Origin of the sequence: Acidovorax sp. SDU_ACID1, assembly GCF_045291395.1 — a bacterium.
In the GTDB taxonomy this organism is placed as follows: Bacteria; Pseudomonadota; Gammaproteobacteria; order Burkholderiales; family Burkholderiaceae_C; genus MR-S7.
This window is the reverse complement of the sequence record NZ_CP152342.1, coordinates 2,254,264-2,268,786: the sequence shown is the minus strand read 5'-3', so window position 1 is coordinate 2,268,786 and position 14,523 is coordinate 2,254,264. Positions and strand designations below refer to the sequence as shown.

The following is a 14,523-nucleotide window of genomic DNA, read 5'->3' as shown; positions in this document are numbered from 1 at the left end:
AAGGAGCTTGCGATGCGTCTCACCACCAAAGGCCGTTTTGCGGTCACCGCCATGATTGACCTGGCCCTGCGCCAGAACAACGGCCCCGTCACGCTGGCGGCCATCAGCCAGCGCCAGCAGATCTCGCTGTCCTACCTGGAGCAGCTCTTCGGCAAGCTGCGCCGCCACGAGCTGGTGGAATCCACCCGCGGCCCCGGCGGCGGCTACACCCTGGCGCGCAAGGCGGCCGACATCACCGTGGCCGACATCATCGTCTCGGTGGACGAGCCCATCGACGCCACCCAGTGCGGCGGCAAGGAAAACTGCCTGGGCGAGGCCGGCCGGTGCATGACGCACGAGCTCTGGGCATCGCTGAACCAGCGCATGGTCGAGTTCCTCGACTCCGTCACCCTGCAAAAGCTCGTGGACGACCAACTCGCCAAGGGCGTGCAGATCGAGGACAAGCCCGTCGCGCGCCGTGCGATCTCCACCACGCCGGTGGTCAAGCCGATCCGCGTGAACGCGCCCAACTCGGTGTTCGCCCTTGGCAATGCATTTGCCAAGTCGTGATTTCTGCAACGCCTTCGCTAAATCCCGTTTTTTCCGCCAGCCAGAACCGATCCTGAGCCAGCCATGGACATGACCCCGCATTTCCCCATCTACCTGGACTACGGCGCCACCACGCCCGTGGATCCGCGCGTCGTCGACGCGATGATCCCGTGGCTGCGCGAGCACTTCGGCAACGCCGCCTCGCGCAGCCATGCCTGGGGCTGGGAGGCCGAAGAAGCCATCGAGAAGGCCCGTGGCCACGTGGCCGACCTGATCGGCGCCGATGCGCGCGAGATCGTCTGGACCAGCGGCGCCACCGAGTCCATCAACCTCGCGCTCAAGGGCGCGGCCCACTTCTACCAGGGCAAGGGCAAGCACCTGATCACCCTGAAGACCGAGCACAAGGCCGTGCTGGACACCATGCGCGAGCTGGAGCGCCAGGGCTTCGAGGTGACCTACATGGACGTCAAGGACGACGGCTTGCTGGACCTGGACGCCTTCAAGGCCGCCCTGCGCCCCGACACCATCCTGGTGAGCGTGCTGTTCGTGAACAACGAGATCGGCGTGATCCAGGACATTCCCGCCATCGGCGCGATCTGCCGCGAGAAGGGCATCCTGTTCCATGTGGACGCTGCGCAGGCCACGGGCCGCGTCGAGATCGACGTGAAGACCCTGCCCATCGACCTGATGAGCATGACCGCGCACAAGACCTACGGCCCCAAGGGTGTGGGCGCGCTCTACGTGCGCCGCAAGCCGCGCGTGCGCCTGGAGGCGCAGATCCACGGCGGCGGGCACGAGCGCGGCATGCGCTCCGGCACGCTGCCCACGCACCAGATCGTGGGCATGGGCGAGGCCTTCCGCATCATCAAGCTCGAAATGGACGAGGTGAACGCCAAGGCCCGCGCCCTGCAGCAGCGCCTGCTGGACGGCCTGAAGGACATCGAGCAGGTGTTCATCAACGGCAGCATGGAACACCGCGTGCCGCAGAACCTGAACATGAGCTTCAACTTCGTCGAGGGCGAATCGCTCATCATGGGCATCAAGGGCCTGGCCGTCTCCAGCGGCTCGGCCTGCACCTCGGCGAGCCTGGAACCCAGCTACGTGCTGCGTGCCCTGGGCCGCAGCGACGAACTGGCGCACAGCAGCCTGCGCATGACCATCGGCCGCTTCACGACCGAGGAGGAGATCGACTACGCGATCTCCGTCATCCGCCACAACGTGGCCAAGCTGCGCGAACTGAGCCCCCTGTGGGAGATGTACAAGGACGGTGTCGACCTGAGCACCATCCAATGGGCAGCCCACTGAAAGACAAGGAGAACACACCATGGCTTACTCTGACAAAGTGATCGACCATTACGAAAACCCCCGCAACGTCGGTTCGTTCGACAAGGGCGACGACACCGTGGGCACCGGCATGGTGGGCGCGCCCGCCTGCGGCGACGTGATGAAGCTGCAGATCAAGGTGAACCCGGACACCGGCGTCATCGAGGACGCGCGCTTCAAGACCTACGGCTGCGGCTCGGCCATCGCTTCGTCGTCGCTGGTCACGGAATGGGTCAAGGGCAAGACGCTGGACGAAGCAGCGCAGCTCAAGAACAGCGAGATCGCGCAGGAGCTGGCGCTGCCGCCCGTGAAGATCCACTGCTCCATCCTGGCCGAAGACGCGATCAAGGCCGCCGTCAACGACTACAAGGCCAAGCACGGCGCGGCCATGGAAGCCGCCTGAAGACCATGGCCATCACGCTGACCGAAGCCGCCGCCCGGCATGTGAACCGCTACCTTTCCCGCCGGGGCAAGGGGCTGGGCGTGCGCCTCGGCGTCAAGACCACGGGCTGCTCGGGCCTGGCCTATAAGCTCGAATACGTGGACGAGGCTGCGCCGGAGGACATCGTGTTCGAGAACCACGGCGTCAAGGTGCTCATTGATCCCAAGAGCCTGGCCTACATCGACGGCACCGAGCTGGACTTCGTGCGCGAGGGGCTCAACGAGGGCTTTCGCTTCAGCAACCCCAACGAGCGCGACCGCTGCGGCTGCGGGGAGAGCTTTCGCGTCTGACGCCGAGCGTTCCGAGCAGACCGCCACCGCTGACCGTGCTGGCGGTTTTTTTATGGACGCTTTTCAAAAAAGTGAGCTGCCTGCGCCTGTCGCAAGCCAGTTTTCATATGAAAAGCACCTGAAAACGAGTGTCAGCCAGCGCAAGCCGCTCACATTTTTATGAACCTCCAATCCGACGACTTCGAGCTCTTCGGCGTGCCGCGCCGCTTCGCCCAGGACCGCGCGTTTCTCGATGCGCGCTGGAAGGAACTGCAGCGCGAGGCCCATCCCGACCGCTTCGCCGCTCAGGGGCCGGCCGCGCAGCGCGTGGCCATGCAGTGGTCGGTGCGCATCAACGAGGCCTACCAGCGCCTGAAAGACCCGCAGCGCCGCGCCGCCTACCTGTGCGAACTGCACGGCGCGCCCATCCGGGCCGAGGACAACACGGCCATGCCCGCCGCCTTCCTCATGCAGCAGATGGAGTGGCGCGAGGCTCTGGACGATGCACGGGGCGGCGACGCGCTCGACGCACTGGACGACGAAACCCAGGCCGCCCGCCGCGCCGCGCTGGAGCGCCTGGCCACGCTGATCGACGACCGGCAGGACTGGGCCGGCGCGGCGCGCGAGGTCAGAGCCCTCATGTTCATTGCGCGATTCGCGCACGACATCGAACTGCGCCGGGAGCAACTGGGACAATAGCCCCCGCACCTCCACGCACACGACCACAAGAACCACATTCCCCATGGCGCTCCTGCAGATTTCCGAACCCGGCCAGTCCCCCGACCCGCACCAGCGGCGCGTTGCCATCGGCATCGACCTGGGCACCACGCATTCGCTGGTGGCCGCCGTGCGCAACGGCGTGGCCGAATGCCTGCCGGACGCGCAGGGCAGGGTGCTGCTGCCCTCCGTCGTGCGCTACCTGGAGAACGGCGGCCGGCAGATCGGCCACGAGGCCGCCGCCGCCCACCTGCAGGACCCGGCCAACACGCTGGCCTCCGTCAAGCGCTTCATGGGCCGGGGGCTGGCGGACATCGCCGGCCATGACAAGCTGCCCTACCGATTCGCCCTGCCCGAGGGCGCGGGTGGCATGCTGAGCCTGCAGACCGCGGGCGGCGTGAAGTCGCCCGTGGAGGTGAGCGCCGAGATCCTCGCCACGCTGCGCTTCCGTGCGGAAGACAGCTTCGACAGCGACATCCATGGCGCCGTCATCACCGTGCCCGCCTATTTCGACGATGCCCAGCGCCAGGCCACCAAGGACGCGGCCAAGCTGGCCGGCCTGCACCTGCTGCGCCTCATCAACGAGCCCACCGCCGCCGCCATCGCCTACGGGCTGGACAACGCCGCCGAGGGCATCTATGCCGTGTACGACCTGGGTGGCGGCACGTTCGACATATCGGTGCTGCGCCTCACGCAAGGCGTGTTCGAGGTCATCGCCACGGGCGGCGACTCGGCCCTGGGCGGCGACGACTACGACGCGCTGCTCGCCGACTGGGTGCTCGGCCAGCTCGGCCTGCAGGCCACGACGCCCGAGGACAAGACCGCCGTGCGCCTGGCCGCGCGCGCCTGCAAGGAGGCACTGACTGCTTCGGAAACCGTAGCATTCAGCGCTTGCCTGGCGGGCGCTACCGTCCAATTGGATGTCAAGCGTTCCGACTTCGCCGCCGCCACAGACGTGCTGACCCAGCGCTCGCTCGCCGCCGTGCGCCGCGCGCTGCGCGACGCGCAGATCGGGCGTGACGACGTGCAGGGCGTGGTGCTCGTCGGCGGCTCCACGCGCATGCCGCAGGTGCGCGAAGCCGTGGCCCAATTCTTCGGCCGCGAGCCGCTCACCAACCTCAACCCGGACGAGGTGGTGGCCATCGGAGCCGCCATCCAGGCCAACCAGCTCGCGGGCAACGACGCGGCGGGCGACCTGCTGCTGCTTGACGTGATCCCGCTGTCGCTGGGCATCGAGACCATGGGCGGGCTGGTGGAGCGCATCATCGGCCGCAACGAGACCATCCCCACCGCCAAGGCGCAGGACTTCACCACCTACAAGGACGGGCAGACGGCGCTGGCCATCCACGTGGTGCAGGGCGAGCGCGACCTGGTGGCGGACTGCCGCAGCCTGGCGCGCTTCGAGCTGCGCGGCATCCCGCCCATGGCGGCGGGCGCGGCGCGCATCCGCGTCACCTTCACCGTGGATGCCGACGGCCTGCTGAGCGTCGGCGCGCGCGAGCAGACCAGCGGCGTGGAGGCACGCATCGACGTCAAGCCCTCCTACGGCCTGTCCGACGAGCAGATCGCGCGCATGCTGCAGGAAGGCTTCGCCACCGCCCAGCAGGACATGCAGGTGCGCGCGCTGGTCGAGGCGCGCGTGGACGCCGACCGCCTGCTGATCGCCACCCGCTCCGCGCTGGAGGCCGACGGCGACGTGCTCTCACCAGCGGAGCGCGTGGACATCGACGCGCTCATGCAGGCGCTGCAGGATGCGCTGCAGTCCGGCGCCCCCGCGGCCGCCATCGAGGCCGCGACCAGCGCGCTGGCCAAGGGCACCGAGGCCTTCGCCGCCCAGCGCATGAACCGCGGCATCCGCGACGCCCTGGCCGGCAAGAACGTCGGCTCGCTCTGAATTCCTGGACACATCCCATGCCCGTCATCAAGATACTGCCCCACCCCGAATACTGCCCCGAAGGCGCGCAGGTCAGCGCGCCCGCCGGCACCTCGATCTGCGAGGCGCTGCTCGAAAACGGTATCAAGATCGAGCACGCCTGCGACATGGTCGCCGCCTGCACCACCTGCCACGTCGTCGTGCGCCAGGGTTTCGATTCCTTGAACGAGGCTGACGAGCAGGAGGAAGACATGCTCGACCGCGCCTGGGGCCTGGAGCCGCAATCGCGCCTGTCGTGCCAGGCCATCCTCGCGCAGAGCGACGTGACCGTGGAGATTCCCAAGTACTCCATCAACCACGCCAAGGAAAACCACTGATGAGCGCAGCGCCGGGCCGCCCCAAGCAAGCTCGCGCCCCCTGGGGGGCAGCGAGCACACGAAGTGCCGAGCGTGGGGGCACGTATGACGCGCCAGATCGTCTTCGACACGGAAACCACGGGCCTGTCGGCCGAGAACGGCGACCGCATCATCGAGATCGGCTGCGTGGAACTGCTCAACCGCAAGCTCACCGGCAACCACCTGCACCTCTACATCAACCCCGAGCGCGACAGCCACGAGGACGCGCTGCGCGTGCACGGGCTGACGACGGAGTTCCTGCGCGACAAGCCCAAGTTCGCCGAGGTGGCCGACGACATCCTCGCCTTCATGCAGGGCGCCGAGATCATCATCCACAACGCGGCGTTCGACGTCGGTTTCATCAACAAGGAACTGGAGCGCCTGGGCCGCCCGCCGTTCACCACCTACGTTGGCGGCATCACCGACACCCTGGCCATGGCCAAGGAGATGTTCCCCGGCAAGCGCAACTCGCTGGACGCGCTGTGCGACCGCCTGGAGGTGGACAATTCCGGCCGCACGCTGCACGGCGCTCTGCTCGACGCCGAGCTGCTGGCCGACGTCTACATCAACATGACCCGCGGCCAGGACGCGCTGCTGATCGCAGACGATGCGCAGGGCAGCGAGGGCGGCGTGCGCGTGGCGGCAGTGGACCTGAGCCGCATCGCGCTGGTCGTGCTGCCCGCCAGCGCCCAGGAGCTGGCCGAGCACGAGGACGTGCTGGCGCAGATCGACAAGGCCAGCGGCGGCAAAACAATTTGGCGATCTTTCCAGGACGGCCTGAAAGCTGTGCCATAATCGCAGGCTGTCGCAAACGACACGGGTGATTAGCTCAGCGGTAGAGCACTGCCTTCACACGGCAGGGGTCACATGTTCGATCCATGTATCACCCACCAGTTTTTTCGAAGCGGGCCGCAGGCCCGGTTCGGGTGATTAGCTCAGCGGTAGAGCACTGCCTTCACACGGCAGGGGTCACATGTTCGATCCATGTATCACCCACCACATCGAAGACCAAGGGCCTGGAAGCGATTCCAGGCCCTTTGTCTTTTCCGGCCTTCCGGTGCTACGCGGCAGGCGCGATGCGTGCCTGGCGCCGGGCCTGCCACAGCAGCAGCGCCAGCACGGCGCCCACCAGCGGCAGCATGCCCGCGTTGATGCCCTCCCAGCCCACCGTGTGCAGCAGTTGGCCCGAGCCGAACGAGGCCACGGCCACGGTGCCGAAGACGAGGAAGTCGTTCAGCGCCTGCACCTTGGCGCGCTCGCTGGGGCGGTAGCACTCGGTGAGCATCGCCGTGGCGCCGATGAAGCCGAAGTTCCACCCCAGCCCCAGCAGCACCAGCGCGCCCCAGAAGTGCGTCAGCGCCAGTCCCATCAGCGCCATCAGGCCGGAGGCGGCGATCAGCACCAGCCCCAGCCCGGTGATGGCCCGCTTGCCGTAGCGCGCGATCAGCCGGCCCGTGAAGAAGCTGGGCCCAAACATGGCCAGCACGTGCCACTGGATGCCCAGCGCCGCCTCGCCCACGCTGTGGCCGCAGCCCACCATGGCCATGGGCGCGGCCGTCATCAGGAACGACATCAGCCCGTAGCTCACCACGCCGGCGATGGCCGCCACGGCGAACTGCGGCGTGCGCGCGATCTCGCCCAGCGGCCGCGCGTCCCCGGCCACGGCTCGCGGCGGCGCGGGCGGCAGGCGCAGCGCCAGCAGCAGCGGCAGCGCCAGCAGCGCCAGGGCCGCCTGGCTGTAGAAGCTGCCCGCGAAGGGCGTGGCGGGCAGCGCGTCGCGCGTCCAGATGACCACCTGGGGCCCGATGACGGCGGCAACCAGCCCGCCCACCATCACGCGCGAGATGGCGCTGGCATGGCGTGAGGGCTCGCCCACCGCGTCGGTGGCGGCGAAGCGGTAGCTTTGCACGCAGGCCCCGTAGAAGCCCGCCAGTGTGGTGCCCAGGCAGAACAGCACGAAGTCCGACTGCGCGATGCCCCAGGCGGCCACCAGCCCCGAGAGCATGCCCATCGCCGCCCCCAGCGCATAGGCCGTGCGCCGCCCCGCGCGGTGCATCAGCCAGGCCGCGGGCAGCGTGGACAGGGCCAGGCCCAGCTGGTAGAGGCTCACGGGCAGCGTGGACGCGGTGGGCGTGCTCGACAGCATCTGCCCCACCAGCCCGCCCAGCGAGATGATGATGGGCGGGGATGCGCCGCCCAGCGACTGGGCCGCGACGAGCAGGCCCAGGTTGCGGCGTTCGAGGGAGGAGGTCATGGCTGCGGCAGAAAGAATGGTTTGGCGGCAGTCTACCGGCGGCGCAGCACCAGCAGGTCGATGCGCGGCGGAACGCCCAGGCGCACCGCGAAGCCGGCCCACAGGCCCGCGCCGCTGCTGACGAACAGGCGCATGCCGTCCACCGCGTACTCGCCGCGCACGAAGCCGTTGTTGGCGGGTGCGACCAGCCAGCGGTCCATGCCCAGGATGTGGCCGCCGTGCGTGTGGCCCGAGAGCTGCAGCCCCACGCCGTGGGCCGCGTTGTCGCGCGCGAAGCGGGGCTGGTGGGCCAGCAGCAGGTGGAAGTCGGCCCCGGCTTCCCGCGCCAGGCGGGCGACGGCGGCCACGTCGGGCGGCACGCCCTCGGGCACGCGCGGGTCGGCGTTGCCCGGCGAGGTGCGGCCGTAGACCGGGTCGCCGATGCCCGACAGCGCCAGCCGGGCGCCGCGCACCTCCAGCACCTGGGTCTGGTTGGCGAGCAGGCCCAGGCCCAGGCGGCGGAACTCGGCCATCCATGCGTAGTAGCCGCTGTAGTACTCGTGGTTGCCCGGCGCGGCCCAGACGCCCAGGGGCGCGCGCAGGCGCGCCAGCGGCGCCACGTGGGCCGCGCTGCTGCGCACGTCGCCATCGACCAGGTCGCCGGGCAGCACGACCAGGTCGGGCCGCGCGGCCAGGGTGCGCTCCACCACGGCCTGCACATAGCGTGTGTCGTTGATGGGGCTGGCGTGGATGTCGGCCACCACGGCCACGCGCAGGCCGTCCAGCGCCGAGGGCAGCCCGGGCAGGGCGAGCGTGCGCTCTTGCATCTCGGGCGGCTGCAGCGCGGTCCACACGCCGCCGGCACCCACGCCCAGGGCGAGCACCAGGGCGCCTGCGGTGAGCGCCGGCGCATGCAGATGCCGCGCCCACGCGCCGGCGCGGGCCGCGCGCGCGGCCAGCCAGGCCGCGTCGCGCAGGAGGACGAACGGGGTCATCAGCAGCAGCGTGGCCAGCACCCAGCCGCCGGGTACCTGCAGGTAGGCCACCACGGGGTAGGGCAGCGCGCCGCTTTGCAGCACCCGCAGCAGCAGGGCGGGCGCGCAGCCCAACAGGGCGGTGGCGGCAACGGCCAGCATGCGCGTGCGCCGAGGCAGCGGGCCGACGGGCCACCAGAGCCAGGCGGCGAACAGGGGAATGACCAGGGTGACGAGCGTGACCATGCGGGGCGCGGGAGCGAGGGCAAACGGGCGAGCATATCGCGCACACATCGCGCGCATATCGGGCGCACGTGGCCTCAGGTCTTGTCCCGAGAGACGCACGGCGCTGCTTGCGCTAGGGTGCCCGTGGCTATCTTCTCAACCCCTTTCCCCGCACCCATGAACCTTCACCACCAATTGCAGCAGCGCGCCCAGGAAGGGCGTCCCATCCGCATCGGCCTGATCGGCGCGGGCAAGTTCGGCGCCATGTACCTCGCGCAGGTGCCGCGCATGCCGGGCGTGCACCTCGTGGGCATTGCCGACCTGTCGCCCGACAACGCCCGCGCCAGCCTGGCGCGCGTGGGCTGGCAGCCCGGGCAGTCCGCGGCCCGCTCCGCACAGGAGGCGCTGCAGGACGGCACCACCTGGATCACCGACGACTGGCAGGCCCTGGTGAGCCACCCGCAGATCGAGCTGATCGTGGAGTGCACGGGCAACCCCATGGCGGCGGTGGACCACATCCTGGGCGCTTTCGCGCACGGCAAGCACGTGGTCAACGTGACGGTGGAGGCCGACGCCTTCTGCGGCCCGCTGCTGGCGCGCAAGGCCGCGCAGGCGGGCGTGGTGTATTCGCTGGCCTACGGCGACCAGCCCGCCATGATCTGCGAACTGGTGGACTGGGCGCGCACCTGCGGCTTTCCGGTGGTGGCGGCAGGGCGCGGGCACAAGTGGCTGCCGCACTTCTGCGAGTCCACGCCCGAAACCGTCTGGGGCCACTACGGATTGAGCCCCGAGCAGGCCGCGCGCGGCGGGCTCAACCCCAAGATGTTCAACAGCTTCCTCGACGGCTCCAAGCCCAGCATCGAGAGCACGGCCGTCTCCAACGCCACGGGCCTGGCTGTGCCCAGCGACGGCCTGCTGTACCCGCCCGCCAGCGTGGAGGACATTCCCTACGTCACCCGCCCCGTTTCCGAGGGCGGCGTGCTGGAGAAGAAGGGCATGGTGGAGGTCATCTCCTCGCTGGAGAAGGACGGCCGCAAGATCCCCTACGACATTCGCATGGGCGTGTGGGTGACGGTGGAGGCCGAGACCGACTACATCAAGCACTGCTTCGAGGAATACAACGCCCACACCGACCCCACGGGCCGCTATTTCACGCTGTACAAGCGCTGGCACCTGATCGGACTGGAGGTGGGCATGTCGGTGGCCAGCGTGGCGCTGCGCGGCGAGCCCACGGGCGTGCCGCGCGCCTGGAACGCCGACGTGGTGGCCACCGCCAAGCGCGACCTGCGCCCCGGCGACCTGCTGGACGGCGAGGGCGGCTACACCGTCTGGGGCAAGCTGCTGCCGGCGGCCACTTCGCGGCGCATCCGCGGCCTGCCGCTGGGCATGGCGCACAACGTCAAGGTGCTGCGCCCCGTGGCCAAGGGCCAGCCGCTGTCCTGGGACGACGTGGACAGCGACACCACCACCCACGCCTGGAAGGTGCGCCGCGAGATGGAGACGATGTTCGCCGGCTGACCTTGAGCGGGCCTGGGATAATTCCCGCCCCTATGCCCCTCACGATCTCCTTTCCCGAGTCCCTCCCCGTATCCGCCCGCCGCGACGAGATCATGGCGGCGATGCACAAGCACCAGGTCATCATCGTGTGCGGCGAAACGGGCTCGGGCAAGACCACGCAGCTGCCCAAAATCGCCCTCGCGCTGGGGCGTGGCCGCTGCAACGCGCCGGAGGGCACGCGCGGGCGCCTGATAGGCCACACACAGCCGCGCCGCATCGCCGCCAGCAGCGTCGCCAAGCGCATCGCCGAGGAGCTGAAGACGCCCCTGGGCGAGGTGGTGGGCTACAAGGTGCGCTTCCAGGACACGCTGCAAAAGGGCGCCTCGGTCAAGCTGATGACCGACGGCATCCTGCTGGCCGAGACGCAGGCCGACCCGCTCCTGAAGGCCTACGACACGCTCATCATCGACGAGGCGCACGAGCGCAGCCTGAACATCGACTTCCTGCTGGGCTACCTCAAGCAGATCCTGCCCCAGCGGCCCGACCTCAAGGTGGTGGTGACCTCGGCCACCATCGACGCGGAGCGCTTCGCCAAGCACTTCGAGGGCAAGCAAGGCCCCGCGCCGGTCATCATGGTCTCGGGCCGCACCTATCCGGTGGAGATGCGCTACAAGCCCTTCGAGGAAAGGAAGGACTTCGACCTCAACGACGCCATCGCCGATGGTGTCGATGAACTCTGGCAAGGCGGCAAGGGCGGCGACATCCTGGTCTTCCTGCCCGGCGAGCGCGAGATCCGCGAGGCGGCCGACCACCTGCGCAAGCATCTGCAGCATTCGCCCATCTTGAGGAGTGCCGAGGTGCTGCCGCTGTTCTCGCGCCTGTCGCAGGCCGAGCAGGACCGCATCTTCGACGGCCACACCGGCCGGCGCATCGTGCTGGCCACCAACGTGGCCGAGACCTCGCTCACCGTACCCGGCATCCGCTACGTGATCGACGCGGGCACGGCGCGCGTGAAGCGCTATTCCTTCCGCAGCAAGGTGGAGCAACTGCTGGTCGAGCCCATCAGCCAGGCGGCCGCCAACCAGCGCGCCGGGCGCTGCGGGCGCGTGGCCAACGGCATCTGCATCCGTCTCTACGGCGAGGACGACTTCAACCAGCGCGACCGCTTCACCGACCCCGAGATCCTTCGCTCGTCGCTGGCCGGCGTCATCCTGCGCATGAAAGCGCTGGGCCTGGGCGACGTGGTGAACTTCCCGTTCCTGGAGGCGCCCTCGGGCCGCGCCATCGCCGATGGCTACCAACTGCTGCAGGAGCTGGGCGCGGTCGATGAGCGCGGGCGCCTGGAGCCCATGGGCCAGGAGCTGGCGCGCCTGCCGCTGGACCCGCGCGTGGGCCGCATGATCCTGGAGGCGCGCGCGCGCGGCGCGGTGGCCGAGGTGCTGGTCATCGCCTCGGCCCTGTCGGTGCAGGACGTGCGCGACCGGCCGCTGGAGGCCCAGCAGCAGGCCGACCAGCAGCACGCCAAGTTCGACGACGAGAAGAGCGAGTTCACCGGCTACCTGCGCCTGTGGAACTGGCTGCACGACGCGCGCGGCGGCAAGGCCGTGGCCATGAGCCGCAAGGAAATGGCGGCGCAGGGCGCCGCCCCGGCCCCGGCGCGCAACCAGCCCTTCCTGCCCGTGGCGCAGCGGCAGGCGCAGGCGCCCGCCGCTGATCTCGCGGAGGTGCCGGCCCACAAGCTCAGCAACCGCCAGTGGGAGCAGCTGCTGCGCCAGAACTTCATCAACATCCGCCGCGTGCGCGAGTGGCGCGACATCCACTCGCAGCTGCTCACCGTGGTCAAGGAGCACCGCTGGCCGGTGAATGACAAGCCCGCGGGCTACGAGGCGGTGCACCTGTCCATGCTCTCGGGCCTGCTGGGCAACATCGGGTTCAAGGGCGAGGAAAGCGAGTCCTACCTGGGCGCGCACGGCATCCGCTTCCACCCGCACCCCGGCGCGCACCTGTCCAGGAAGCCCGGGCGCTGGATCGTCGCGGCCGAGCAGGTCGAGACCTCGCGCCTCTACGGCCGGGGCATCGCCGCCATCGAGCCGCAATGGCTGGAGGAAGTGGGCGGCCATCTGCTGAAGAAGCAGCTGCTCGACCCGCACTGGTCCAAGAAGCAGGCCGACGTGGTGGCCTACGAGCGCGCCACGCTCTACGGCCTGGTGGTCTACAACGGGCGCGGCGTGAGCTACGGCCGCATCGACCCGCACGAGGCGCGCCAGCTCTTCATCCGCCGCGCGCTGGTCGATGGCGAATGGGACACGCACTGGCCCTTCCTCGCGGCCAACCACAAGCTGGTGCGCAAGGTGGAGGAGCTGGAGCACAAGAGCCGCCGCCAGGACGTGCTGGTGGACGACGAGCTGGTCGTTGCCTTCTACGACCAGCACATTCCCGAGGGCATCTACAGCGGCGCCACCTTCGACAAGTGGTTCCGTGCCGCATCCAAGGCCGCGCCCAGCCTGCTGCAGCTGCAGGAGGGCGAGCTGATGCGCCACGAGGCGGCGGGCATCACCACCGAGAAATTCCCCAAGACCGTCAAGCTCGGCGGCGTGGACTGCTCGGCCGCCTACCTGCACAGCCCCGGCGACGCGCGCGACGGCATCACCGTCACGGTGCCACTGTTCGTGCTCAACCAGGTGAGCGAGGAGCGCGCCGAATGGCTCGTGCCCGGCATGCTCAAGGACAAGATCCAGGCGCTCCTGAAGAGCCTGCCGCAGCGCCCGCGCAGCCGCCTCGTGCCGCTGCCCGAAAGCGCCGCGCGGCTCGCGGCCTTGTTCACCGAAGAAGGGCGCTGGGCGCAGGGCGGTTTGATCGACGCGCTGCTCAAGCAGGTGCGCGATGAAACCTCGCTCGACGTGAAGCGCGCCGACTTCAAGCTGGACATGCTCAGCCCGCACCTGTTCATGAACTTCCGCGTGACCGACGAGCACGGCCGCCAGCTCGGCCAGGGGCGCAACATCGCCGCGCTCAAGGCGGAATGGGGCAGCAAGGCGCGCGGGGCGTTCCAGGCGCTTGCTTCATTAAAGATAGCTGGTCGCGCTGGCCAGAAGCCGGTTTCCGATGAAAAACCATCGGAAAACAAGGCAGGACAAGCACAAGCAGCTATCAAAAATGAAAAGGCCGCCCCGGCCGAGCCGCCGCGCAAGGCCGATGCCCGGTACACGCAATGGAGCTTCGGCGAGCTGCCCGAGCTGATGGAGATCAAGAAGGGCGGCCAGACGCTGATCGGCTTTCCCGCGCTCATTGACCAGGGCGATGCCGTCGCCATCGAGGTATTCGACGAGCCCGAGGTGGCGGCGGCCCGGCACCGCGCGGGCCTGCGCCGCCTGTTCGCGCTGCAGATCCGGGACGCGCTCAAGTACCTCGAGAAGAACATCCCCGACTTGCAGAAGATGGCCGTGGCCTACATGCCGCTGGGCACGCAGGAGGAGCTGAGGCAGCAGATCATCGACGTCGCCATCGACCGCGCCTTCCTGCAGGAGCCGCTGCCCGCCGATGAAGCGCAGTTCAAGCAGCGCGTGCAGGACGGGCGCGGGCGCCTCACGCTCATCGCCAACGAGGTGGCGCGCATGGCGGCCGGCATCCTCGCCGAATACGCCGTGGCCGCCCGCAAGATCAAGGACACCAAAAACGCTCCGGAGGCGACGAAGGACGCGGGCGAGCAGCTGCAAAGGCTGGTGCCCAAGCATTTCATCGCCGTGGCCCCGTGGGCGCAGCTGCAGCACTACGCGCGCTACCTCAAGGCCATCACCACGCGCCTGGACAAGTACCGCGCAGACCCGGCGCGCGACGCCGCCAAATCGAAGGAGCTGCAGCCGCTGGAGCAGCGCTACTGGCGCCTGGTGGCGGAGCGCAAGGGTCAGGTGGACGCGCGCATGCAGGAATACCGCTGGATGCTGGAGGAACTGCGCGTGAGCTTCTTCGCGCAGGAGCTGCGCACGCCGTATCCGGTGAGCAGCAAGCGGCTGGAGAAAGTCTGGCAGCAGTTGATGCTGTGACCTT

The 14,523-nt window shown here is 69.0% G+C and carries 12 protein-coding genes and 2 tRNA genes; 12 read left to right on the top strand and 2 right to left on the bottom strand.

Annotated elements, in window-relative coordinates; translation table 11 throughout:
* Positions 1-12 precede the first annotated feature (12 nt).
* From iscR to AAG689_RS11005, 10 genes are all read left to right on the top strand, one after another.
* Complete coding sequence (iscR, locus tag AAG689_RS11050; RefSeq protein ID WP_020229314.1) at positions 13-549, top strand: Fe-S cluster assembly transcriptional regulator IscR; 537 nt, start codon at positions 13-15, stop codon at positions 547-549.
* A 63-nt stretch (positions 550-612) separates the two neighbouring features.
* A complete protein-coding gene (locus AAG689_RS11045) occupies positions 613-1,833 on the top strand; it encodes an IscS subfamily cysteine desulfurase (RefSeq protein ID WP_406625967.1) in 1,221 nt (406 codons plus the stop codon).
* A 19-nt stretch (positions 1,834-1,852) separates the two neighbouring features.
* The gene (iscU, locus tag AAG689_RS11040) at positions 1,853-2,254 is read left to right on the top strand and encodes a Fe-S cluster assembly scaffold IscU (RefSeq protein WP_020229312.1); all 402 of its coding nucleotides are present in this window, start codon (positions 1,853-1,855) and stop codon (positions 2,252-2,254) included.
* A gap of 5 nt (positions 2,255-2,259) precedes the next feature.
* Entirely contained in the window at positions 2,260-2,583 is a 324-nt protein-coding gene (iscA, locus tag AAG689_RS11035; RefSeq protein ID WP_406625966.1) for an iron-sulfur cluster assembly protein IscA, read from the top strand.
* Positions 2,584-2,742: 159 nt separating this feature from the next.
* A complete protein-coding gene (hscB, locus tag AAG689_RS11030; protein WP_020229310.1) occupies positions 2,743-3,261 on the top strand; it encodes a Fe-S protein assembly co-chaperone HscB in 519 nt (172 codons plus the stop codon).
* Between the two features lie 43 nt (positions 3,262-3,304).
* Positions 3,305-5,173: a Fe-S protein assembly chaperone HscA gene (hscA, locus tag AAG689_RS11025; RefSeq protein WP_406625965.1), complete on the top strand. Its 1,869-nt coding sequence runs from the start codon at positions 3,305-3,307 to the stop codon at positions 5,171-5,173.
* 17 nt (positions 5,174-5,190) lie between these two features.
* Entirely contained in the window at positions 5,191-5,529 is a 339-nt protein-coding gene (gene fdx / locus AAG689_RS11020; protein ID WP_406625964.1) for an ISC system 2Fe-2S type ferredoxin, read from the top strand.
* Positions 5,530-5,613: 84 nt separating this feature from the next.
* Positions 5,614-6,342, top strand: a complete 729-nt coding sequence (gene dnaQ / locus AAG689_RS11015) for a DNA polymerase III subunit epsilon (protein ID WP_020229307.1) — start codon at positions 5,614-5,616, stop codon at positions 6,340-6,342.
* A gap of 23 nt (positions 6,343-6,365) precedes the next feature.
* Positions 6,366-6,440: transfer RNA gene (locus tag AAG689_RS11010), tRNA-Val, on the top strand.
* A gap of 31 nt (positions 6,441-6,471) precedes the next feature.
* Positions 6,472-6,546: transfer RNA gene (locus tag AAG689_RS11005), tRNA-Val, on the top strand.
* Positions 6,547-6,607: 61 nt separating this feature from the next.
* Here AAG689_RS11005 and AAG689_RS11000 read toward each other — a convergent pair.
* Both AAG689_RS11000 and AAG689_RS10995 read right to left on the bottom strand, forming a co-directional pair.
* Positions 6,608-7,801: an MFS transporter gene (locus AAG689_RS11000; RefSeq protein WP_406625963.1), complete on the bottom strand. Its 1,194-nt coding sequence runs from the start codon at positions 7,799-7,801 to the stop codon at positions 6,608-6,610.
* A gap of 32 nt (positions 7,802-7,833) precedes the next feature.
* A complete protein-coding gene (locus AAG689_RS10995; protein WP_406625962.1) occupies positions 7,834-9,000 on the bottom strand; it encodes a metallophosphoesterase in 1,167 nt (388 codons plus the stop codon).
* Positions 9,001-9,156: 156 nt separating this feature from the next.
* Here AAG689_RS10995 and AAG689_RS10990 point away from each other — a divergent pair, with 156 nt between their 5' ends.
* Together AAG689_RS10990 and hrpA are read left to right on the top strand one after the other, a co-directional pair.
* Positions 9,157-10,497, top strand: coding sequence for an NAD(P)H-dependent oxidoreductase (locus AAG689_RS10990; protein WP_034690031.1), 1,341 nt, complete (start codon positions 9,157-9,159; stop codon positions 10,495-10,497).
* Between the two features lie 32 nt (positions 10,498-10,529).
* A complete protein-coding gene (hrpA, locus tag AAG689_RS10985) occupies positions 10,530-14,519 on the top strand; it encodes an ATP-dependent RNA helicase HrpA (protein WP_406625961.1) in 3,990 nt (1,329 codons plus the stop codon).
* Positions 14,520-14,523 lie beyond the last annotated feature (4 nt).